We start from the raw sequence: 21,950 nt of genomic DNA, 5'->3' as shown, positions 1-21,950 counted from the left end.
AGTGGCAAGGCAGAACCTTGCCGCTTTCAGTCCCCTATTGAAGTAAAAAGCACCAATTTTTGCCCCAGCCGACCAAAGGGTAAGCCAAGCATGAGGCTTGCAATCCTTTAGCGAAAGCAGTTCAATCTGTCTTCTTTCCAAATTCTTCTCAATGTTATTTTCTACTTAGATTTGATGCGAACCCTCGTATCCGAACGAAAGATCGCCATTACATAAGATACGATAGATTATTGCCTGCCAAACTCAGTCTGCCGTGCTTGACCTGCGACATTCAAAAGCATAGCAAAGCATTGATTTATATCCTTAAGCTTTTCTGCAGGTCATTCGTGAGTAACGCCTCAACTCAACTCAACCCCGACGCACCCATATCTAAACCTGACGAGGATAAGTTTGCCTTTTCACCATTTGCGGAGGGGTTAGCTGGAGTAGTAGCAGACTATGATCGTTCAAGTAGTTTTACGATCGGAATTTGCGGCCCTTGGGGATCAGGTAAAACTAGCCTAATCAACTTAACAAAAGGCGCCTTAAAGGAAAAACTGCGGAACGGCGATCACAACGTCCACGCTGTAATTTTGCCATACTCACCTTGGCTCATTGGCAATAGAGACGCATTGTTGCGTGGACTGTTACCCGCAGTTGCAAACGGCATACGTCGGAGCGTCCCTAGAAAGAAACGAACCGGTGATCTCAATCGCGCGATCAAGACACTTGACCTGTATGGGCGCGCCATAAAAGGCGTTGAAACTGGTTTGACTGTGGGCGCAGCGACCGCCACGGCATTTGGGCTTGCGGTCGCTCCTTGGCTTGCGCCTGTTGTAGTCGCATTTTCAGGATTAGGGAAAATCCTTGGACTCGTTCCTGATAAGCCTGCCACTCTTGATGAGCTGCGTGATGCTGCGCAAAGGGCTCTAAGAAAAGCTAAAGTAAGGGTGCTAATTGTAATTGACGACCTTGACCGGCTTGATCCAACTGAAGTTGTCGAAATGGCGAGGCTTGTGCGCTCAACGCTTGATCTTCCACATGTTACGTTTTTGGTAGCATACGATAGGCAACAGGTGGCTAATTCTGTCCAAACTGTATTGGGCGTAGACGGTGACGCCTACTTGGAGAAAATCGTCCAACTTCAATTGGATGTACCCGCGTGCAATTCCTACGACCTTGCGCGTGCTTTGGCAGAAGAACTGCAATCTGTTTTCGGAGACCTTAGCGAAGACGAGACCAATAGCGTGCGCTCTGCTATTTGGACTGGAGCACGACAACTATTTCTCGACACACCTCGAGATATCGCGCGTATCACAAACTCATTGAGCTTTGGGTGGTCTATGCTTCAAGGAAGCGTGGACGCCGGTGATCTACTTTTGGTCACTTGCCTGCGTATTAAGGCGCCAGGAGTGTACGAATGGTGCAGAAGGTATTGCGAGGAATATTTTGTAAACAGGCCTCGACGGATGTGGGGGGACGGGTCAACAGATTTGTTCAGTCAACACCTTACTCAAGCTTGTGAAACTGCTGGGATTAAACAAGATACTCTTTTGTCGATCTTGGAAAACGTGCTGCCGGGGATTTCAATGGTAGTAACACCTGACGACACTCCATCACTTTTCGGGGACCAAGAAGACACAGATGCTGCTGTCAGAAACCGTAGACTGAGCAGCCCAGAACACTGGCGTAAGTACTTTGACCTAGTGGAAGGCAGGTACGGAATTACTGATCAAGGATTTGCAACATTCATCGAAGACGCCAAAAACAATCCGCAAGTTGCGGTATCGACGTTTTTGGAGCACTCGCAAAGAACGGACCCATCGGGCACAAACTCGGGAGAGAGATTGCTGGACAGGCTACGTGCGGAAGCACGTGGCACTAGCTTAGATACTGAGCAACGCATCGGTTTGATCTCAGTCTTGGCTAACTCAGCCGATGAATTGGATCGTAATCTTGGACCCGCCTCGTTCTTTGGAGCAACGGCTTATCAGATGGCCAGCTGGACATTGCGGCCTTTGTTGTGGCCGCTTAGTCCTGAGCACCGCGAACTTGCATTGAGAAACGCTGCAAGTGACGGCACCTCAATTGGCTGGATCAGCTATGTGTTAAGAGGAGAGTTGTTTGACCATGGAATTATTGGTCGGGGACAGCGGGAAAGAGAACCGATGCTCGACGAGAATGCGTTGCGAACAGTAAATGGCGTTCTTGTGGAGCGCATTCAAGACACCGCAAATCATGGCTCACTACTCGAACTGCACTCGTTGCCCAATTGTTTGCTCTTCTGGAGAGATGCCTCTGAAAACCCTGAATTGGTCAGAGCAAGTGTTAGTCACTCAGTGTCTACCGACGATGGCTTAGTGCTTTTCCTTCATGCGTTGAAACAGATGGTGCGCTCGTCTGCGGGAGATTATTGGAAGATTGATCGGGACTTGGTTGCGGAATTCTATGACGTTCAGATGGCTACAGAACGTCTTAGACGAATTCAATCGGAGGAGAATGGAGAGTTGTCATCCAAAGCAACCGATGCCTTGGAGATGTTGCGAAGAGACCGAGACTAAACCTTCGCCCACACTTCGCTTATTCGAGTTCGGCTCAGTAAATGTCTAAGCCTTTCTGTAGAGTCAAAATTTGCCGCATAGGCGGCTTGAGATTAACCCTACACAACTTAGTCGAGCAGCGCTCTGCCTGCAAAATCGCACTTTTTCAGCATGCAGCATTCATTGCAACGTGGGTTTCTAGCTCTACATAACGCTGCTGCAAAATCCAGAACAGCCCAGTTGACCCGAATTGGATTGGCACACTTAACCAGCCAACGAGCGGCCTCTTGGAGCCATGGGTCGTGACGAATGTCCGCAAGCCGGCGAGGTCTCAAATATCTCTCCAAAACCCTTGCCATATTGACGTCTACCAACGGCCTAGGCTGACCGTACTGGAAAAGTAGAATCGCGTTGCCCACGTATTGACCAACGGCTGGAACCTTAGCGAGTGCGCAGGGATCTGAAGGGAAATGACCGTCTTGCTCTGCGGCATAGGATGCCAAAGCGCGAAGCGAGCGTGCCCTTCTCCTCCACAAGCCAATTGGCTTCAGAACACACTCGAGCTCTGCTACCGGCGCTAGGGCAATGGCATTCCAACTCGGATATCGAGAGAAGAATTTTCGATACATGCCCGCCACGGTTTCAGCACGCGTCCGTTGTAATAGAACCTCCACACAGATTCTCTCGAAGTCACTTGCATCAAGGGAGCGCCAAGGCAGGTCACGTCCGTTCTTGTCGAACCAACTCAATAAATTAACGCGAAGGTGTGAAATCCTTAACTTCTCAGACCTAGTTAATTTGCTCGATTTAGAGGACCTGACTAACGGCATTTTGGTTTTCTCGTATCCAGATTCCTCTACGCCTAAAATACCGGCGCCTCGAACTTAACCAGCTTGGCCGATTGCCTAAATTCGATCACGTAGAATTGCCAATCAACCGACAGCTTCTTCCAATATCTGCCTAAAGTGAGCGCTGACCGCCTCTGCTAGGCCGACAGGAACAGCGTTTCCAATTTGGGTATACTTCGGCACTTCCCGATCAAACACGCCCTCACGAGGATTCCCAGCGCGTCGTAGTCCTCCGGTAGTTCGCTTGCCACGGAACTGGTACCAGTCCGGGAAAAGTTGCAGGCGCGCCCATTCCCGAACTGTTGGAACACGTGGTTGCGAGAAGTGAACGTAGTCATCCGGGAGCGATGTCGCAGTTATGGTCGGTTCACCATTTCCCCAGCTGGCAGGAAGCAACTTCTGTGCGAACTTCTTGGTCTTAAACTCCTCAGGAATCTCCCCGTTGTTTGCATGCATGGCAATGAACTTTGCGACTACGCGCCGATTGTGCCGACTGTATTCCTGCTCCGTGAGTGCGAGCTTCTTCCCGCGCATCCATGATGGTTTGGCCCTAAGCCGGCGCTGAATGACTGTAAGCGGTTTCGGCGATGGGTAGACAAGCGACTCCAGCTTTCCACTCGGATACTCGCCGCTTCTCAGGAGCGCATCCACTTCGGGATCCACCAAATCGCCAAGCAAATCCTCTAGGTGAGGGAATGACATGGCACGTGGTGCCGGCAGAAACCCAGCTTCTACGGCATCTCCCTTGCGTAAAACATGCTCGCTTTTGAAAGTCGACGGTTTCAGAAAACTGCACGCTTCGAACACGTCTTTGCGTATTCCAACAACGAGAACTCTTGGCCGGTTCTGGGGAACACCGTAATCCTTTGCATGCACCAGCGACCAACGAACTTCGTAACCGGGGATTGCCTTGAAGCGTTTCAAAACGTCGGGGAAAATTAGCTCACCACCCGACTTCGTCCACTTGGCATGTAATAGACCTCGAACATTTTCAAACAGGAAAATGCGAGGTCGCAGCTCCTCTATGACATTCGCCATTTGTTCGTAGAGCTGGTTTGACGGGAGCTCTTTTTTGTCGACGTCGTATGACCTGCGTATACCGATTCCAGAGAACCCTTGGCAGGGCGGTCCACCAGCTAGCACGTCGATGTTGCTACCGCCACCTTTAGACCAAGTCCTCGCGCGTTCTTTCGAATACCCGAGCTCAGGAAGCGCCGCCAAGTCCGCCTCCAGTTTACGAAGTCGTTTGCCCACCAGTTCGTGAGCATCCTGGCAATGCAGGTCTTCGTTTTCGGCGAAACGCATACCGCCTAGGCTATGATGACGGTTCGCCAAGTAAGTTGCCCGGGCATCATCGTTGAGCTCGTTTACGAACACTGGGGTAAAACCCGAATTCTCAAATCCAAGCGACAGACCGCCACAACCGGCAAATAGGTCCACCACCGATAGCAGGCGATCTCCACCGCCTTTGCGCTTCGGGTTGTCGGCGTCATCGACCGCGACACCTTGGAAAGAATTATTGTCTCGTAAGTTGTTCACGTTTTCCCCTAGGTCTCGGTCGATTCCCTGGCCTATGACCATATATGCCTCAGCCATGCAATCAAACTACCAATTGTTGTGCTGGCGGTCCAGGCCTGAGAGCCACCAACAAGACAAAATTCTCAAGGGTAAGCCGGTATTTTCGCCAAGACTACGCCCCACCTCTAAAAATATTCGCTTACGGAGTTCCTGAAAGCCGCTATATCCTCAGTAGATCAAGGCTAGGCGAAGAAGGAAACAGCGCTTCCACGTTGCTTGGCTTGATCTTAAACAACGGGCCTTTCTCAACAGTCTTCCCGCCCCGGTCGCTGATAAGGTGATCGACCGTAACGGTTCCTGTCTCCAGTAAGCGGCCCAGTTCGCTTACTCTTGGCCGAGCCGTGAACGTCACATACCGATAGTGAAAATAGTCCTTGCCAACTTGTTTGCTGGGAACCGCGACGATCCATGCCGATGCTGGCTGCTTTTGGATCAAGCGTTGCTCGAGATCTGACATATTCCAAGCAACGAGGTCTCGCGCTCCCGTTTCAGGCAAGCTTTGCTTCTCGCGTAGCCAACCGTTGGCATAATCAACCTCGAGAAATAGACCTTGGCTGTTCGGAATCCTTGCACGTACCGTGCAATTCAAGCGGCGCTCCCCGTCTCGATCGTATCCGCACTTATCAAGTAGTTCTCGGGTGCTCTTGCAAGAACTGATGTCCCAATCCGGGACCTTTGCAAATAGGTTAACCCGGTTCAAATCCTTAGCCTTGCTACCCCGCCTAGCGGTTATCACGACACCCTTGTACTGAGCCTTTGAAAGCGATGTCATCGGCACGTCGAGATGGTGAAGCAACGTCATTCCCACGCTCGTGTCGCCATGGCCCATCGCTTGCACGGGCCCCTTGCCCGCCAAGGTCTTCAGTTTTTGGAGCAACTCCCGCGCTTCGGGCTCAAGAGATTGAATATCTTGCATTAAAAGTCCTCTCCACCCGGGAAGCGCAAACGAGCACCGTCTTCGGCGTCTTCGACGTCGGCGACATCCGCTAGGTACTTGTTAAAGAATTCCGCGGGTTCATCGTTGTCGAACTTCACGATTTCGCCGTCTCGGTACCGGACGATCTCTATGCCCGAACCTTTTTCCTCGGCGTCGCGGTTCATCGACAAACCAGCGGCAAGGCGCCTGATGTCAGCAACGAAATCGAGCACTAGGACCCGGTCCTTTTTTTCGTTCACCCTTAAGCCTCGGCCGAGTTGCTGCAGGAAAATACGCCGACTATGGGTTACCCGCATGAAGGCCACCAAGTTGACATCCGGCACGTCGATGCCTTCGTTGAGCATCTCGATCGAGATCAGCAGGTCGATCTCACCCATGCGGAACGCCGATAGGTTCTTGAACCTTTGCTCACGGGGCAATCTGCTGTGCATCAGCGCAGCTCTTACGCCTTGCGCAGAGAATAGTGGCCTAAGTCGCTCTGCGTGCTCAATGGACCGGCAAAAAGCCAAGGCGCGCGGGTCCGACATTTCAGCCATTTTTTCGCAAATGGTCTTGACCATTGCGAGGTCGCGTTCCGGAACAAGCAGCTTTTGGTTGAGGTCCTTTATGGTGAAACCTTGCTGAGATGCCCGGGAGACCTCCTCCCAGTCGATCCCATCGGTGAGCATCCGATAGTCAACTTCCGCCAGGAACCCGCGCTGCATGCCGTCGACGATGTCCATGGAGAACGCCGGGTCTCCGAATAGGTCGGTGATATCCCTGTCATCTCCGCGCCATGGGGTCGCAGTCAGCCCGACGAGGAAGTTTGGCTCCAGTTTTGCAATAAGACTGCTGAAACTCTCAGAAGGCGCGTGGTGAGCCTCGTCTACGATCACCAGGCCAAATCTACCGGCTAGGTCGTCCCCTCGAGCGATCGCCGAGCTGACGGATTGCCAGGTCGCGAACACGACGCCGCCAGGGTATGCGGGTCGCTCGCCGTCCGTCCAAAGATGCGTAGAACAATCCTTGGGCAGCTGCGCCCAACTCGAGACTTCCAATTGCTTAACTAGGTCACTCATGTGGGCCATGACCAAGACTTCTTGCCTTTGGTTTCTGGCGAATTCTTGGGCGATGAGCTGGTTGGCAACCATGGATTTTCCAAGTCCCGTTGCCATCAACACGAGCGCACGTCGGTCACCCCGTCCCCTCTTTGCCTCGACCGCGTTGATCGCCTCGTTCTGGTAATCTCTCGGCTCGCGCCTCTCCATCGAAACCGATGGTAGTTGATCGTAGAACTGCAGGAGGTGATTTCCATTCCAGGCGCGTAGATCGATGCCCGCGTTTTCTTGCGCTCTAATGAAATCGTACGCGCCCGGGTAAAATTCCTGGTTCGTAGCCGCAACAGCTGTGACCGCGTCGTACTTCCCGAGGGCCCACGCGGCTTCTCTTGCACCTGCCTCGTCGACGCTTCCGTGCGTGCGATACTTCGCTTGGAATACCCACCTTTGACCCTCGATGACCCCAACAACATCTGCGCCGTGGTCGCCTGAGCCACCGACGAGGGCAACGTCCTCGAAACCGGCGTGCTTCGCAAGCCGGGCGATCATGCGCTCGAATGCCTGCCATGGCCCGTAGGCCAACCTTTCAACGCTAACGAACCCGGGCATCTACGCCTTCCAGGACTCGAGCAGCTTGAGCGAAGCGAGAGCACGCGCGAACCTTAAGCGCCAATCGAGGTCCTTGTTCAAGGCCGACGCCCCGTCGTCCACCAGCCACGTCGCGTCGTTTAGACCTTCAATAACTTGCATCACGGAATCTTCTCTTTGGTCCGGCGAGAGGTGTTCGTAAGGCCGGTCAAAATACGCTCCATCCATGACGAGCTTTGGCCATCCTCGAACCAATTCGGCCAGGTAATCCTCGGACACGAACCGAGCGAACTCTCCCCTGCGTATGAGTTCCTCGACCTCGCCTGGTGAAAGAGATGAAGACTTATATGCGGACCGCTTGATGTTCTCTAGCTCATGGGGGGACAAATGATCTGGCTCGATCGGCGCCACTCCGGGGAGTTTCTCGTCAAGGAAGAGCTTTAACCCTTCAAGTAAGTTGGACGCAGCACTTGCGGCGCGCGATACGTCACCCGTCTCTTCTGGGAAGTATTTTTCGCGCAATAGTCGGCTTACTCGCGAGACTGGAAAGTTTCTTGGCGTTTCCGCAGACAACGTGAGAAAGTGATGCGCTAGATCAACCAAGAGGTAATCCGCTGGCGTAACTACGCTTTCTTCGAAGTAAGGGGATGACGCGTTGTAATCGAAGCGGAAAGTGTATCCGTCCGGTTTAACGCGAAATGGCTGGCCATCGAGGTCAGCCTTGTGGCGAAAGGCCGAGACCTTCACTAGGACATCCCCGGGCAATTCAGAAAGCTCGTAGCTCTGGGAGAGCGATAGGTCCGGTTCGGGCTTCGACGTGCTGGGCTTGTTGCCGTCTTCCGGCGCATACCCGCTTATATGGGGATCGGACTTCACGTCTGGATCGTCGATACCAGTGGTTGTCTTCTTCCCGGCAATCGGAAACTTTCCCGCGAACTTGTCGGCGCCGCTTCCGCCACCTCGCTTAGCCCTTTCAGCTTGCTCGACGAGTTCGTACCATTTGTCGTCCTCCTGAAAATCGGGATCGCCTTCGTAGAACTTGTCTACGTACTCCTTGATAAGGCCTGAATTAAGCCCTGTTCCCTCAGCCGTTCCTGGGACAAGAGCAGCGAGCCCTGCCGTGCTTTTGCGATAACCTGTGAAGAGGCGCGCCATGGGACTATCGTTTTTGGCCATTCCCATGCGGCTAGCGACTTGAGGTTGCATAGGTGATGTCCCGCGGACAAGTTCGACAACTTTTCTCCACTCGGGATCGAGCTTATCGAACGAATCCTTCTGGTGCGATACTCGGACGAAGTCGATCTCGAGCTCGCCCACGATGCGGCCGCCCCAGTGTATCGCGTCAATCGGGTACTCTAAGAATGAATCCCCATCGATGCCACGGAAAGTAAAGAAAGACTTGTCCAATTCCTCGATAACGCGCCCGTTTCGTATCAAGTCGATCCCGAACTCTTCCTTGTCGAAGTATCTCTGGATCCCGAGCCAACCTTTCAACCGTCTGGTTCTCTTGACGACGTTCTCATCGTGTCCGCAGGCAGAGCACTTTTCCTCATTCTCGAGTAGCCAAACCCAACAAGTCGAGCAGAATTTCCGAGAGTCGAGCGTTTTGTCGATCTCGATCTTGGCCGGAACCCTGCCAAAGGACTGTGTTTCAACTGATCGCGTCTCGCTCCAGACGCAGTGTTTCATGGGCTTAACTACGTCACCGTCGTAGTTAAGCTTGATATCTAGGCGCTGCATGACCCGTCCGTAAATCTTGCCGAGCCGGTCGCGTGTTCTTTTCTTTCCAATACCCCAGATGAGCGGGCGAACACGGTCTGCCTCTAGCCGCGAGATTTTGATCTCAGTCCCATGAACCCCTTCCGCCATTTCTTTCTCGGACTTGGCACGCATTTGCACCGGAGCAATGAATGTTTTTTGTTTCTCCAGAAGATCAAAGTCTATTACGAGGCCTGTCCACTCGGGATCTTCAGACCGTGTCGTCCAGACCTCTGTTCGCCTGCCCATACGCGCAGTCGAAATGTTGAAGCCCATCCCGAATAGACCCATTTTTTCAACAGGGTCATTTCCGGAATACCCTGCCCTAACGGCGTCTTGCAGTGTCTCAAGCGACATGCCGATACCGTTGTCGAGCACGGAGATTTCACCCTGTCCAGCCTTTAGTTCGGCGTCGCTAGGCAAACGGATCCAGATTCTCGGGTCCGTTGCCGGCTTGTCATTGCGCGACTGATCGATAAACGCGTCAATAGAATTGTCGACGAGTTCTGCCAGACATTGCCAAGGAGCGAAGTCAATTTGACCCAGCATCCTGAGAACCCTCGGTGACGGCGTAATATCGACTGTTGTCATTGGCTGCTCCCCTCTTGGAGTGTTTTCAATTTCTTAATGCGGCAAATAATAGAATTCTAGGCCGCTCAATCATTTTATAGTTGCGCCCAATTCCCAGCTGTACGGGCTTCTTGTGACAGGCTTCTCCATACAGGCAAACTGCCCGGGAAATGAGATAGCGATTGCAAACACGACAATTTGCGCGAGCTGCACAAAGGTTTCTTATTCGCCCCGGTAATGGTTGAGTATCAGTTGGAAAGGGAAGCTGCACTCATTCCGATTTTATCACCGAAGCTTTTACTGTCACTTCTGGAAGTTGATCATACTTGTTGTAAAACTTTTCTTTCATGACAGAAACGAGCTCGTCTAGTAGATGTGCCTGCACGATAAAAGCATCATGAATAGGCAATATCGAATGCCCTTGTTGGACAAAGTGCAACATGACACTCTCTGCTAGATCACTTTCTTCGCGTTGCAGCTTTAAGCCCGCATTTTGCCCAATCAATTCTCCGACCATTGGGAAAGCATCCAAAACGGCTTGCCGGAATTCGATAGCGGTCATTCCATGCTTGCCTTCATCAAATCCTCTAGGCTCAGCGATGTGTTTGGTCGGGGCATTAAGTAGAGCAGCCAATGTGGACTTGGCATGATCACGAAGTATGTCACTGGCAACAACACCCTTTATTGCTGAGTATGGGTCCGCGGGTATAGTGGCATTTGCCTTTGCCAATAATACTGCAGGATTAAAGCCTCTGTAGTCGACCTCTACAGTTTCCTCACCATTGATCCTCACAGTACGCCTCACATGCTTGCGCACGTACTGCCACCATCCTCCATAGAATCTACCACCCTGTTCAAACTTGCCGTTGTTAAAGATCCGGCGCAGGTACTTTGTATTCTCTGAAAACGCTAGGTCTGCGTAATCCTTGCTTACGTCTTCGTACCCCAATGGCCTTGTTGAGGTTATGTCAGCCTGCCCATTCACCTCGTTGATCAAGAGCAGTGCTGCCCTCATGGCACGGGTATGTCTACTGTCGTGGTACTTAATGGGTTGCTTTTCGCAATCCCTTAGTATCAGCACCTCATCTGGCTCTGCAGTCTTGAAGGCCTTCATGGTCAAATGTTCGGTGTACAGCGCCCGTATCGACGTTGGCGTCATTGCGAAACGGGTGTACTGTGCATTGTCCCCGTTTTGGTATCCATCCGCGGTGATGCATATGAGGTCTGTTCTCAACAGCCAATCAAGTACCATGCGGAAGCGATGGGTAGTCATGTATGCCGGTCTATACCTGGTCTCACGATCAAGGCGCTGCTTCTGCCGCCCTATGCCTACGGACATGCCACGCTTCTTCACGTGGGCCCGCAACAAATTAACAAGCACAGTCCTTGCGCAGTCACTGAACTTTTGCTGTTCTTTTGGATTGCGTTTGCGCGCGTAGCTTGATTGCCACTGTGCGCAAAGTCTATCTAGCGTGGCGTCTAGCCTAGCCTGCGCATGCTCGTTGTGAATTTGTAGATACGGCTCGAAAGCCCAAGACTGTGCGGCACTTTGATCGGGTATGTTAGCCTCTTCTATAGCTTGCCTAATGTGCCCCAGAAACTCTTGGTTCCGGTCTTGGTTCATTACAAAAATCCGGCATATTTTTGTGCGTACCTATCTATATTCTTTGGTGAACCCACTTCCCCCATACCCCTCACTTTTGGCCGTTTTGGTTGTTAAAGGGCTCCTTAGCCGAGCCTTTACAAAGTATCTAGCCCATCAGACTTTGGCACTGGAGGTTAGCATCCATTGCCATCGCTTTTTGGGCATTGACAATACCCGCGCCAAGCTCCAGCGTGTGTAACACAAAGTGAGACACAAAAGCCAAACTCACCCCCGATAACTGTTGGTGTTCAATGGCTTAGAAAAATGGTAGCGAGTCCGGTACTCGCCTCCAATTCACTCTAGATCATTGACTTAGGGCGATTACGTTGTCCGCCTTGTGCGCATTTTCCTGGAAAACGACAACACGCTACGCCAGTCCTACCTGTGTCAGCTGCGACGTCACTTCTCCCAAATTATCCAGCTCCTGTACTACGCAGTTCTAGACGGTGTTGGCTGAAAAGCGAAGGCGCTGGCGACAAACTATGTCGCTGTGTTTCAGAATCTGGATAAAAGGCATCCGAAGCCATGAGGAACGACAGGCGGCATAACTCAACTTCCATTGCGTAGATATGTCCAGCGATAGTGGGGCGGCGTAGGACCTTTGTTACGTCCGCCTTGCTGGGTCTGCTCCCAGGCATGGGCCAGAATACCGACCGACCGCGAAAGGCAAAACAAACCCCGTGCCAATGGAGGGGCAAAGCCTAGCTCTGCATAGATCACTGCCGTGACACCATCGATATTCATCGGCACCGGCTTGCCTTTCCGGCGCATCAGGTCGGTTTCCACGGCTTGCCCGACTTTCATGAACCGACCCTCGCAGGCGTCCTGTTCGACTGCATCGGCAACCAGGGCCATCAGCCGGGGTGCGCGCGGGTCCGTCGGTGTATGGAACCGATGCCCGAAACCCGGCAGTATCTTCCCGCGCTCGGCGATCCAGTCGTCCAATGCCTGTTCTGGGCCTTCGGCATGGGCGTCTACAAAGTGATAAAGCTCCATCGCCTGCTCGCCGGCACCACCATGGATGTCACCCAGCATATTAACAGCACTCGCCATCGCGTTGTTAAGAGACAGCCCGCAGGTCACCGCCATTCGCGCAGCCGCGATCGAAGGGGCTTGCGGGCCGTGATCCACGGCGGCGACCAAAGCGGCCTCGAACAATCGAGCCTGCGCAGGTGTCGGTCTGTCACCCCGCACCATAAACCAGATCATTTCAGCGAAACCCAGATTGCCGATCAGGTCTTGAATCGGCTGGCCACGCAGTTCAATGCGCCCGGGCTCCATATCGATGATGGCGGTGCGCCACCAATCGGCAACATCGCTCATATCACCCTCTCATGTCGCAACGTTTCGATCTCTGCGTCCGACAGTCCAAGCTCGGCCCAAATCGAGAGGTTGTCGGCCCCAAGATCCGGTGGCGCGGATCGTGGCATGCGGCGTGCGCCATCAATGACCACTGGGCTGCCCGCAAGGCGTAACCTCTCTCCGTGCGCCGACAGAGTTCCAATCAGCCCGCGACCTGAGAGTTGATCGTCGGACAAAGCCTGCGGCACCGTCATAACCGGCCCGGCCGGTACACCCAACGCATTCAACTCTTGGACCCAATCACTGGATGGACGGGTAGAAAGCGTGCGTTCCAGCTCTTGACGCAATTCATGCCGGTTGGTCTTGCGATCCTCGCGGGTTAGGTAGTCCGGATGCGTCAAAAGGTCGGCGCGGCCCAGATGTTGGGCGAGCGCATGCCATTGTTCGTCGCGATTGGCGGCGATATTAATAGGGTTGTCGGATGTGGCAAAAGTTCCGGACGGGGCCGAGGTTGTGTTTTCGTTCCCATGCGGCGCAGGAGTCACGCCACCGACCAGATAGTTGGACACCACCCACCCCATGGTCGAAACCACCGCCTCGTTCATTGCGACATCAAGGAATGCCCCGCGCGGGTTGGCATTCAAGGCCGCGCTTATGGCAAAGGCCGCCGTCATCCCGCCGACGGTATCTGCCAGAGGATAGCCGACCCGGTAAGGCGCGGTATCCGACGCACCTGTGATTGACATGACACCGCTGATCCCCTGCACGATCTGGTCATAGGCCGGGTCATCCCGGCGTGGTCCATCCTGACCAAACCCGCTGATGGCACAATAAATCAGTCTGGGGTTCTCGGCGCGCAGAACCTGATACCCCAGCCCAAGCCGGTCCATCACGCCGGGCCGGAAGTTCTCGACCAGCACATCGGCAGTCTTGACCAGCCGCTTGAGCAGAGCCTTTCCCCGATCAGCCTTCATATCCAAAGTCACGGATTTCTTGTCTGCATTCTGCGCCAGAAAGCTGATGCCCATGCCGGCCTTGTTCCGATCAGGATCCGCCCCCAGCACACGGGCCAGATCTCCGCTGCCGGGGCGTTCGACCTTGATCACTTCGGCCCCCATCAGGGCCAGTTGGTAGCAACAATACGGCCCGGCCAGGACATTAGTCAGGTCAAGAACCCGGATGCCTGAAAGTGGCTCAGTCGCCATCGGCCACGCCTGCCGCTCGCGCCTTGGCGCGACGTGCGCGGTAACTGGGCAACAGCACCAGAAGGAGGGCAATCACCAACAGGCCCAGCGTCATCGGACGTTCCCAGATAAAGGCGATGCCGTCATACAGCTGCATGGAACGGGCGAAGTTATCCTCCATCATGCCGCCAAGGATGAAACCGATCAGCAGCGGTGCCAGAGGGTAATCGGCAAATTTCAGTGCTGTGGCGCAGACGCCGAAGCCGACCAATATCAGCAGTTCCGTGGCATTGTTCTGCCCGATATAGGCCCCCATGAGGGTGAAGAACAAAATGAACGGGATCAGATAGTTGCGCGGTACTGCAAGCACCTTGGCGATATAGGGGATCAACGGCAGGTTCAGGATCAGCAGCACCAGATTGCCAATGAACATCGACATGATGACAGCCCAGAATACCTGTGGCTCGTCGATCATCAGGCGCGGACCCGGTGTCACATTCAGCGCGATCAGGGCGCCCAACAAAATGGCCGTAGTTCCGGAACCTGGAATGCCGAGCGTCAGCAACGGAACAAAGGAACCGGTACAGGCAGCATTGTTAGCTGTCTCGGGTGCTGCCAGACCTTTGATCGAGCCTTTGCCGAACTCCTCCTGCTCTTCTTTCGGGGCAATATTGCGTTCAACCGCATAGCCAAGGAAACTGGCAATCGTTGCCCCTGCCCCCGGAAGCACACCGATAAAGAAACCCTGCACAGATTGGCGACCAACCACCGGAGCGATGGCCTTTGCCTCGGATCCTGTGATGCGCAGGTCCTTGATTTCGCCTTCGTCGCCTTGCAGGTCCTTGGGTTTGAGAACCAGAAACAGCGCTTCGGGCAGGGCAAACATCGCCATTGCAAGCGTGATGAAACCAAAGCCGGACTGCAGATCCATGATCCCCATCGTGAAACGCGGCAAGTTGAACAGCGCGCCCTCGCCGACGGTGGCCATGATCAGCCCGAGAATGGTCATGACAATTGCCTTGGCCACCTGCCCGGTTCCCGCAAAAGCGGCGATGGCGGACAGACCCACTACCATCAAGGCAAAGTACTCAGCCGAGTGGAACAGCAGTGCGACCGAGGATAATGCAGGCGCAAAGACCATCAGCAGCAGCGCGCCTATCGTGCCCCCGGCGAAACTGGCGATAGCGGCAACTGTGAGCGCCTTCCCGGCTTTGCCCTGACGAGCCATCGGATAGCCGTCGAAGCTTGAGGCCACGGTTCCCGCGACCCCCGGCGCGTTCAGAAGAATGGAAGATGTCGAGCCACCAAAGATCGCGCCGTAATAGACACCGGCAAGCAGGATCAATGCGGCGGACGGATCGCCCATCGAAATGGCGACCGGAATCATAATGGCGATGATCGACATCGGCCCAAGACCGGGCAGCATGCCGATGAATGTACCAATCAGACAGCCCGCTATGACCATCAACAAGTTTTGGATGGAGAATGCCGTTTGTAGGCCGATCAACAATCCTTCAAGCATGTCAGCCTCCGAAAACGCCCGGCAAGGGTCGCATGTAGATGCCAAGAACCTCTTGCACGAGGTACCAGACTGAACCTGTAGCGATTACGGCAACCGGCAGCATGACGTGCCATTTGCGTTCGCCCAGAATGAAAGAACCGAGGATCAGGAACCCGGATGTCGAGATCAGAAATCCAACCGGACGCAGGCACAGCGCATAGGCAACCATCAAAGCCAACAACAGCAACGCCTGGCCCAGATGATATTCGCCCAGCCTCCTATAATCGATATCAGCCTCTTTGGGCTCAGCCTTTTCAAATCCCAGCAAAATAATCGTTGTGGCAATTATCCCCAAAATCGACAGCACCTTGGGAAAGGTGCTCGGCCAAATGGGGTTGCGCTGCATGAAGGGGGGCAGACTGCCATCCATCGTGAACCAGGCGGTGTAGCCATATGTCAGGCATATGCCCAGCAAAACGAGCGCGATCCAGCGATCCAGCGCCATGTTTCCCCCTCCTTTGATTTATTGTTGGTTGAGGCAGAGCGGTTGCCCGCTCTGCCCGAGGTATCCTTACAGGAAACCCAACTTTTTCATCAGATCGCCGATCTGCTTTTCCTGCTGTTCCAGGAACGATTGGAAATCAGCACCCGAGTTGTGGATGTTCACCCAACCGTTACGGGCGCGGACCTCTTCCCACTCAGGTGTGTCATACATCTTGGCGATGGCTTCTTGATAAGCGACCAGCTTGTCGTCGGGCAGACCAGGAGCAGCAAAGAACCCACGCCAGTTCACGAAAGTTGTGTCGATGCCCTGCTCTTTCATGGTCTGCGCATCAGGGGCTGCATCCACTCGCTCTTCTGCGGTGACGCCAATGATCTTCACCTCACCCGCATTCGCCAGATCGACAGCCTCCGAGAAACCGGTCGATAGCGCGGCGATCTCACCGGACAGGAGCGCGGCCATCGCTTTGCCACCTGCATCATAGGGGATGTATTTCACGCCCAAAGCGTCCTTGCCTGCCGCTTCCATAACCATGGCCGCGACCAGATGGTCCATCCCACCCGGCACAGAACCGCCGCCAATGGCCGTTGTACTTGGATCGGCGTCATACGCGGCTAGCAGGTCCGCCATTGAATTGATGGGGCTGTCTTTGCCCACAACAATCGCGGCGTAATCGCCAATCGTGCCCGAGACCAGTGTCAGGTCGCGGAAATTGTGCGGGAACACTCCGGTCAGAGAGCGGATCACGATCGGGGTCGAGTTGACCATAAGCGTGCCGTGGTTGCTGTCGGCGTTTTCGATCAGATATCCGATGGCTTTACCACCGCCGCCGCCCGACATGTTTTCGTAGGATGCAGTTCCCACGAGACCCGCATTCGTCAGCGCCTCACCGGTGCCACGGGCCGTGCCGTCCCAGCCGCCTCCTGCGCCACCGGGGATCAGAAAGTGGATGCTATCTACGACCTCTTCAGCGAAAGTCGGTCCAGCCAGACCAATAGCGGTCACAGCCGCGATTAGGGCGCGACGGCCCAGTTTGATTGTCGTCATGAATTCCTCCCGTTTGACAACCGGCCGCAGTGCGGCTCAGATTATTCGAAACCTAAACACATCAACCTGACATCAACCTGTCATGGGTGAAATTACTATTGGATCCCGATGAAATTCCTCTTGGTCGAAGACAATCTGGACCTCGCCAATGCCATAAGTTCGCGCATGCGACTGGACGGACATGTGGTTGATCACGTAGAGAAAATAGAAGATGCTGTGGCCTTTGTTGAAATCGATGAGTATGACCTGATCCTGCTGGACATCATGCTTCCCGACGGGGACGGGCGGGATTTCCTCAAACGGCATCGCGCCAGCCATCTGGACACACCTGTCATCGTTCTGACCGCCCGCAGTCAAGTGTCGGATCGAATCGGCTCACTCGATCTTGGGGCGGACGATTATGTCACCAAACCCTTCGACCATGCCGAACTTGAGGCGCGCTGCCGCGCAGTGCTGAGACGCAAATCCGGCAAGACCAAAACGACGATTGAAATTGGCGGCGTCGTCTTTGATCCGGTTGCAGGTCATTTGACGGTCGGCGACGATATCGTCTCGCTTCGCAACCGCGAACTGCGCTTGTTGGAACTGCTGATCAACGCCCCCGGTCAGGTGTTTTCTAAGCAGAAGCTGGCGGACCGGTTGTTCTCCTACGACGACAATGTTTCGGACAATGCCATCGAGGTCTATGTCGGCCGACTGCGCAAGCATCTGGAAAAATCGGAGCTCAGGATCACAACGTTGCGCGGTTTGGGCTACAGGCTGGATCATGGCAACTAATCCAAACGTTTCCGGATCACTGCGAAACCGTCTTGCGCTAACGCTAATCGGCGGTGCCGCGGTTCTGGCCCTTGTGCTGTTCTTTGCTGTCCGCGACTATGCAGTTCAGGTTGCCCAGCAAGGTCAGGACAACATTCTGGGTGCCTCAGTCACCTCGATCCTCGACGCCGCGGCGCTGCGCGGAGGCGAGCTTGAAGTCGATATCCCCTATGCTGCCTTTTCAATGCTGAGCACGCCGTCGGACGACCGGGTGTTTTATGCGATCTTTCAGGATGGCGAGTTCCTGTCCGGCTACGAAGACCTGACCCCAACTCAAGGACCCGCTGATGGAAAGTGGACCTTTCGCTTCGGTGAGGTGCGCGGTGAAAACGTTCGTCAGGTCAGTGCCAGCCGCACACTGGTTGGGCTGGGAAATCAGACAGAAATCGAAGTGGCCTTGGGACAGACCCAAGATGCGCTGTCGGAGACGCTGGATCAAATCTCACGCAATGCCGGCCTTTTGGGATTGGGGTTCTTTGTGCTTGCGGCTGTATTGTCCTTCTGGGTGAGTTCGGCCACCATCGGCCAGCTCGACAGATTAACGACATCCGTCACCCGTCGGGGACCGCAAGATCTCAGCCCATTCAAAAAACCAGTACCGCGTGAAATGGCGCCTTTGGTGTCATCGCTGAATTCGCTGATGGGACGCCTGGACCAGTCTCTCAGCCAATCCGAGGACTTTATCGCCGAGGCCGCCCATAGGGTCCGCACCCCGCTGGCAACGGTCAGGTCTTATGCCGAGGCGACGCTGCAACGGGTCGAGAGAGAAGACAACCGCGAGGCGTTACGATCAATGATGCGCGCCATCGACGAAAGCTCTCGGGCTGCGGGGCAACTACTGGATCACGCCATGATCACATTCCGCGCCGACCATCTGGAGCGCGAGGATATCGATCTGGTGACTCTGATCCGTGAGCTTGTCCAGCGCTTGACGCCCATCGCTGAAATGAAAGACCTTTCGCTTGCTTTGAGCGGCGAACCGCAGGTCATGTATTCGGGCGACCCCATCCTCATCCAAAATGCGGTGCGGAACATGGTAGACAATGCGCTTAAATATGCGCCAGCGGACAGTACCGTAGTCATCGATGTCGCAGGGTCACCCACAGCCCGGATCACGGTCAGTGACCAGGGGCCAGGCTTTCCGCCAGATGAAATCGAAACGCTCACAAGACGTTTCGAACGTGGTCAGAACGCGGCGGGAACCATCGGATCGGGCCTCGGGCTAACCATTGCCCAGGACGTCGCGGTCGCCCATGGCGGCACGCTGGTACTGTCAAACAAAGCGGAGGGCGGCGCATGCGTTATCTTGTCACTCTGATCCTGTGCCTGTTCGCCAGCGGCGCAGGGGCTCAGGATTGGGAAGACCGACAAATATTCAACGAAAGTGCCGACGGCCCCCGACTGCGGGTCATTTCCAGCACCGATACCGCCCTGTTTGCGCCGCTGATCGAGGATTTCGTCGCCCAGAATCCAGCGATATCGGTCGAATATCTGGTGACCGGCACGGCCGATATCGACCGACGCGTCCGAGCCACGCCAGAAGCGTTCGACGTTGTCGTTTCCAGCGCGATGGACCTGCAACTGAAGCTCGCGAATGACGGATATGCGCTGGCGCTTAACGATCTTCCGCACCCCCCTTGGGCGCAATGGCATCAAAGCCTGTTCGCCTTCACTTCGGAACCCGCAACCATCGTTGTCAACCGCACCGCGTTCGAAGGACAACCAATGCCGCAAACGCGGCAGGAACTGATCGAAGCGCTGCGCGCCCGCCCGGATGATTTTCGGGGCAAAGTCGGCACTTATGACGTGCGCCAGTCGGGATTGGGCTATTTGTTCGCCACGCAGGACGCCCGCGCCTCGGAAACCTATTGGCGCTTGATGGAGGTTTTGGGCGGCCTGGACGTGCGGCTGTATTGTTGTTCGGGCGACATGATTAACGACCTGGCGGATGGTACGATCGCGGTGGCCTACAACGTGCTTGGCAGTTATGCGGCGGTACGAACAGAAGGAAAGGATGCCCTTCAGATCATTCTGCCTTCGGATTTTCAGACGACGATGATGCGAACCGCCATGGTAACTGGCAAAAGCCGCTTGCCGGAGGAAGCGGAGACCTTTGTCCGGCACCTGACCACGCTGAATCCGGAATCAATGGCAGCACTGCCACTTCTGGACACGCAGGACTCCACGACCGAAAGCGCAGCGATAGCGCTGGACCCTGCGCTGTTGACGTTCCTCGATACGCTGAAGCGCAGAAAGTTCCTGTCTGCCTGGGAAAGTGCCGCTATTCAAAAATGATCGGACTTAGACAACAACCCTATCCGTCATCGCTGAACTTGTTGCTTAACACTGTTGACGCTGGAAGACATCAGCCAGCCCAGATTACGTCGCACGAATCTATAATCAGAAAATGATCTCGGCTCAAAGTTTCTCGACGGCCACTTGCGCCCCCATGATGGCCTTGAGCCGCAGCCCCGCAGAATGTGCCCCGAGGAATTCGTGGAACGCACGCATCACGTCATCTTTCCACCAACCGCGCCTGTGATAATCGTCAAGCATGATTACGCCGCCTTCGATCATCTTGGGCAGCAAAGCACTCAGATCCGTTTTTACGCCCTCGTAGGAATGGTCGCCGTCCAGATAGGCGAACCCGATGCTTTGATCTTCAAACAAACGCAGCGCTGGTCGCGAATAGTCGCGAATGATCGAAATTTGCCCCTTGGCAATCTCGGTGCTGTATTTGCCAGTCACTGCCTCGTAAATTCGATCCATATCCTTTTGCGTGCGCGCTCCGGCAAGCGAAGCACCGCCATCCGGGTCTTGCTGTACTTGCCAGGGATCGATGAGGCACAATTTCGAGGGCTGCAGCTCTTCCAGCAGAATCCGCGAAAACTCGCCCTTCCAAACGCCAATTTCAACGCTCAGCCGTCCATGCGGCATGGTCTTGAGCACTTCGCGCCGCAGGGAATCCTTCCGCTCGCGCTGCTCAGCTTGCTTCTTGCGGCGATCCTCAGCAGATACAGCTTCACCCATAGACGTCTTCTCCGGTAGAGGAATTTTGCAACGCTTCAACCAGATCAACCCAGTCCGGTCTGGCTCTCAATTCTTCGGCTTTCGACCTGTGCCACTCACATGCTTGGTGATGGAGGTCTGCCAATTGCGGATCTGCCATCATCTCAGATTTGATGTCGTGCATAGCCGGCATGTGTTCCAGAATTGAGCGATCCTCAACATCATTGTGGTTCATCATGAGCCAGTATTTGAGCCCTTGATCCTGCCCCACATGATTGGTGCGCCCACGGTCGCGCTTGACCAAAAAGCTATCAGTGCTGCGCACAGCATAATGATGAATGCGCGCAAATTCATGGCTGAAACCACGCCATGCTTTCCATTTCACTTGGTCTGCTGGGTACAGGTTCCCGCCCGAATCCCGCCACAACACGCCTTCGTATGGCGCGTCAGGGTTCGGTGCATCTTCTGGATTGATCCTGGGACGGTGGGCGCGAAAACGGCTGAATTTTCCGTTGTTGCGGAACAGCGTTTTGAACCCTTTGGTCCGGTGATGCGGATAGCCGTCTTCCGTGGCGGCCTGAAAGAAAGTCTCAGGTACGGGTCGATCAACGAAATCGTTCTGACCCGCGTTTCCGAACATGCGCCAGCAGATCGAGATCGCGTCCGCCACGCCGCTGGCCTCAACGAGGCTTCTTATATCACTATTGGGCAAACGGATATTGATATACTCGTCCACATCCAAACTGAGAATCCAATCCGATGACAGATAGCTTGGATGATTCCGCGCAAGCGAAAATGCACGAACCTGCGGCGCGGCGCGCGGACCCAGCCTGTTTCGTTCGTGGTGAGCCCAGCCAAGCGCTTGCAACCGTTTGCCCATGGCATCGGTACCATCAGCGCAATCATTGGTATAAATCAGAATGTCATCAAAGCCGATTGCGTGGTTGTAGGCCACCCAATCGATCATGAAAGGCCCTTCGTTTTTCATCGTTGTTACGATGAGAAAGGTCTCATTGGTCATAAGTTGTTCTCTTGCCTGTGCCGGTGTCGGATTCCTGTTGACCTATTTAGAATAGCCCCAGAATTTTGTCCAACCAGGTCGCCAGACA

General features: G+C 54.5%; 17 protein-coding genes. 4 read left to right on the top strand and 13 right to left on the bottom strand.

Going from position 1 to position 21,950, the window contains the following annotated elements; genetic code table 11:
• Positions 1 to 257 precede the first annotated feature (257 nt).
• The gene (locus tag ACRZ9U_RS04840; RefSeq protein ID WP_480901322.1) at positions 258 to 2,540 is read left to right on the top strand and encodes a KAP family P-loop NTPase fold protein; all 2,283 of its coding nucleotides are present in this window, start codon (positions 258 to 260) and stop codon (positions 2,538 to 2,540) included.
• Positions 2,541 to 2,647: 107 nt separating this feature from the next.
• On the opposite strand, the gene ACRZ9U_RS04835 is transcribed toward ACRZ9U_RS04840, so the two are convergent.
• The 11 genes from ACRZ9U_RS04835 to ACRZ9U_RS04785 all read right to left on the bottom strand — a co-directional run bounded on the left by ACRZ9U_RS04835 (position 2,648) and on the right by ACRZ9U_RS04785 (position 17,016).
• Positions 2,648 to 3,349: an HhH-GPD family protein gene (locus ACRZ9U_RS04835; RefSeq protein ID WP_480901320.1), complete on the bottom strand. Its 702-nt coding sequence runs from the start codon at positions 3,347 to 3,349 to the stop codon at positions 2,648 to 2,650.
• A gap of 102 nt (positions 3,350 to 3,451) precedes the next feature.
• Positions 3,452 to 4,963 carry a DNA cytosine methyltransferase gene (locus tag ACRZ9U_RS04830; RefSeq protein WP_480901318.1) on the bottom strand — a complete coding sequence of 504 codons (1,512 nt, stop codon included), beginning with the start codon at positions 4,961 to 4,963 and terminating at the stop codon, positions 3,452 to 3,454.
• 142 nt (positions 4,964 to 5,105) lie between these two features.
• A complete protein-coding gene (locus ACRZ9U_RS04825) occupies positions 5,106 to 5,861 on the bottom strand; it encodes an MvaI/BcnI family restriction endonuclease (protein WP_480901316.1) in 756 nt (251 codons plus the stop codon).
• Positions 5,861 to 7,528 carry a DEAD/DEAH box helicase family protein gene (locus ACRZ9U_RS04820; RefSeq protein ID WP_480901315.1) on the bottom strand — a complete coding sequence of 556 codons (1,668 nt, stop codon included), beginning with the start codon at positions 7,526 to 7,528 and terminating at the stop codon, positions 5,861 to 5,863. Before ACRZ9U_RS04820 ends, ACRZ9U_RS04825 begins: the two co-directional genes overlap by 1 nt.
• Positions 7,529 to 9,856 (bottom strand): ATP-binding protein, encoded by a 2,328-nt coding sequence (locus ACRZ9U_RS04815; RefSeq protein WP_480901314.1) that lies wholly within the window; start codon positions 9,854 to 9,856, stop codon positions 7,529 to 7,531.
• 250 nt (positions 9,857 to 10,106) lie between these two features.
• Entirely contained in the window at positions 10,107 to 11,108 is a 1,002-nt protein-coding gene (locus ACRZ9U_RS04810) for a hypothetical protein (protein ID WP_480901313.1), read from the bottom strand.
• A gap of 921 nt (positions 11,109 to 12,029) precedes the next feature.
• Complete coding sequence (locus ACRZ9U_RS04805; protein ID WP_170401213.1) at positions 12,030 to 12,803, bottom strand: citryl-CoA lyase; 774 nt, start codon at positions 12,801 to 12,803, stop codon at positions 12,030 to 12,032.
• Entirely contained in the window at positions 12,800 to 13,987 is a 1,188-nt protein-coding gene (locus ACRZ9U_RS04800; protein ID WP_170401215.1) for a CoA transferase, read from the bottom strand. Before ACRZ9U_RS04800 ends, ACRZ9U_RS04805 begins: the two co-directional genes overlap by 4 nt.
• Complete coding sequence (locus tag ACRZ9U_RS04795) at positions 13,977 to 15,488, bottom strand: tripartite tricarboxylate transporter permease (RefSeq protein WP_170391820.1); 1,512 nt, start codon at positions 15,486 to 15,488, stop codon at positions 13,977 to 13,979. The genes ACRZ9U_RS04800 and ACRZ9U_RS04795 overlap by 11 nt, the downstream gene beginning before the upstream one ends.
• Before the next feature lies 1 nt (position 15,489).
• A complete protein-coding gene (locus ACRZ9U_RS04790; protein ID WP_170401217.1) occupies positions 15,490 to 15,972 on the bottom strand; it encodes a tripartite tricarboxylate transporter TctB family protein in 483 nt (160 codons plus the stop codon).
• Positions 15,973 to 16,038: 66 nt separating this feature from the next.
• Complete coding sequence (locus ACRZ9U_RS04785; RefSeq protein WP_170401219.1) at positions 16,039 to 17,016, bottom strand: tripartite tricarboxylate transporter substrate-binding protein; 978 nt, start codon at positions 17,014 to 17,016, stop codon at positions 16,039 to 16,041.
• 108 nt (positions 17,017 to 17,124) lie between these two features.
• Between ACRZ9U_RS04785 and ACRZ9U_RS04780 the strand changes: the two genes are divergently transcribed.
• The 3 genes from ACRZ9U_RS04780 to ACRZ9U_RS04770 are packed head-to-tail and all read left to right on the top strand — an operon-like array spanning position 17,125 to position 20,127.
• Entirely contained in the window at positions 17,125 to 17,793 is a 669-nt protein-coding gene (locus ACRZ9U_RS04780; protein ID WP_170401221.1) for a response regulator transcription factor, read from the top strand.
• Entirely contained in the window at positions 17,783 to 19,150 is a 1,368-nt protein-coding gene (locus ACRZ9U_RS04775; protein WP_170401222.1) for a sensor histidine kinase, read from the top strand. The genes ACRZ9U_RS04780 and ACRZ9U_RS04775 overlap by 11 nt, the downstream gene beginning before the upstream one ends.
• Positions 19,129 to 20,127 (top strand): ABC transporter substrate-binding protein, encoded by a 999-nt coding sequence (locus ACRZ9U_RS04770; RefSeq protein ID WP_170401224.1) that lies wholly within the window; start codon positions 19,129 to 19,131, stop codon positions 20,125 to 20,127. Before ACRZ9U_RS04775 ends, ACRZ9U_RS04770 begins: the two co-directional genes overlap by 22 nt.
• Before the next feature lie 123 nt (positions 20,128 to 20,250).
• Here the strand turns inward: ACRZ9U_RS04770 and ACRZ9U_RS04765 are convergent, their stop codons facing one another.
• Positions 20,251 to 20,862 carry a class I SAM-dependent methyltransferase gene (locus ACRZ9U_RS04765; protein WP_170401226.1) on the bottom strand — a complete coding sequence of 204 codons (612 nt, stop codon included), beginning with the start codon at positions 20,860 to 20,862 and terminating at the stop codon, positions 20,251 to 20,253.
• On the bottom strand, positions 20,855 to 21,862 hold the full coding sequence (locus ACRZ9U_RS04760) for a glycosyltransferase family 2 protein (RefSeq protein WP_480886379.1): 1,008 nt from the start codon (positions 21,860 to 21,862) through the stop codon (positions 20,855 to 20,857). The genes ACRZ9U_RS04765 and ACRZ9U_RS04760 overlap by 8 nt, the downstream gene beginning before the upstream one ends.
• Between the last annotated feature and the right edge of the window lie 88 nt (positions 21,863 to 21,950).

The sequence above is a fragment of the Ruegeria sp. D7 genome (assembly GCF_056534355.1).
This window is presented reverse-complemented; position numbering and strand designations above follow the sequence as displayed.

Bases quoted from the DNA above. Each gene is read 5' to 3' on its own strand.
- ACRZ9U_RS04775 (WP_170401222.1), top strand. From the start codon at position 17,783: ATGGCAACTAATCCAAACGTTTCCGGATCACTGCGAAACCGTCTTGCG.
- ACRZ9U_RS04810 (WP_480901313.1), bottom strand. From the start codon at position 11,108: ATGACTACCCATCGCTTCCGCATGGTACTTGATTGGCTGTTGAGAACA.
- ACRZ9U_RS04820 (WP_480901315.1), bottom strand. From the start codon at position 7,528: ATGCCCGGGTTCGTTAGCGTTGAAAGGTTGGCCTACGGGCCATGGCAG.
- ACRZ9U_RS04790 (WP_170401217.1), bottom strand. From the start codon at position 15,972: ATGGCGCTGGATCGCTGGATCGCGCTCGTTTTGCTGGGCATATGCCTG.
- ACRZ9U_RS04795 (WP_170391820.1), bottom strand. From the start codon at position 15,488: ATGCTTGAAGGATTGTTGATCGGCCTACAAACGGCATTCTCCATCCAA.
- ACRZ9U_RS04780 (WP_170401221.1), top strand. From the start codon at position 17,125: ATGAAATTCCTCTTGGTCGAAGACAATCTGGACCTCGCCAATGCCATA.
- ACRZ9U_RS04785 (WP_170401219.1), bottom strand. From the start codon at position 17,016: ATGACGACAATCAAACTGGGCCGTCGCGCCCTAATCGCGGCTGTGACC.
- ACRZ9U_RS04815 (WP_480901314.1), bottom strand. From the start codon at position 9,856: ATGACAACAGTCGATATTACGCCGTCACCGAGGGTTCTCAGGATGCTG.
- ACRZ9U_RS04770 (WP_170401224.1), top strand. From the start codon at position 19,129: ATGCGTTATCTTGTCACTCTGATCCTGTGCCTGTTCGCCAGCGGCGCA.
- ACRZ9U_RS04760 (WP_480886379.1), bottom strand. From the start codon at position 21,862: ATGACCAATGAGACCTTTCTCATCGTAACAACGATGAAAAACGAAGGG.
- ACRZ9U_RS04830 (WP_480901318.1), bottom strand. From the start codon at position 4,963: ATGGCTGAGGCATATATGGTCATAGGCCAGGGAATCGACCGAGACCTA.
- ACRZ9U_RS04825 (WP_480901316.1), bottom strand. From the start codon at position 5,861: ATGCAAGATATTCAATCTCTTGAGCCCGAAGCGCGGGAGTTGCTCCAA.
- ACRZ9U_RS04805 (WP_170401213.1), bottom strand. From the start codon at position 12,803: ATGAGCGATGTTGCCGATTGGTGGCGCACCGCCATCATCGATATGGAG.
- ACRZ9U_RS04800 (WP_170401215.1), bottom strand. From the start codon at position 13,987: ATGGCGACTGAGCCACTTTCAGGCATCCGGGTTCTTGACCTGACTAAT.
- ACRZ9U_RS04765 (WP_170401226.1), bottom strand. From the start codon at position 20,862: ATGGGTGAAGCTGTATCTGCTGAGGATCGCCGCAAGAAGCAAGCTGAG.
- ACRZ9U_RS04835 (WP_480901320.1), bottom strand. From the start codon at position 3,349: ATGCCGTTAGTCAGGTCCTCTAAATCGAGCAAATTAACTAGGTCTGAG.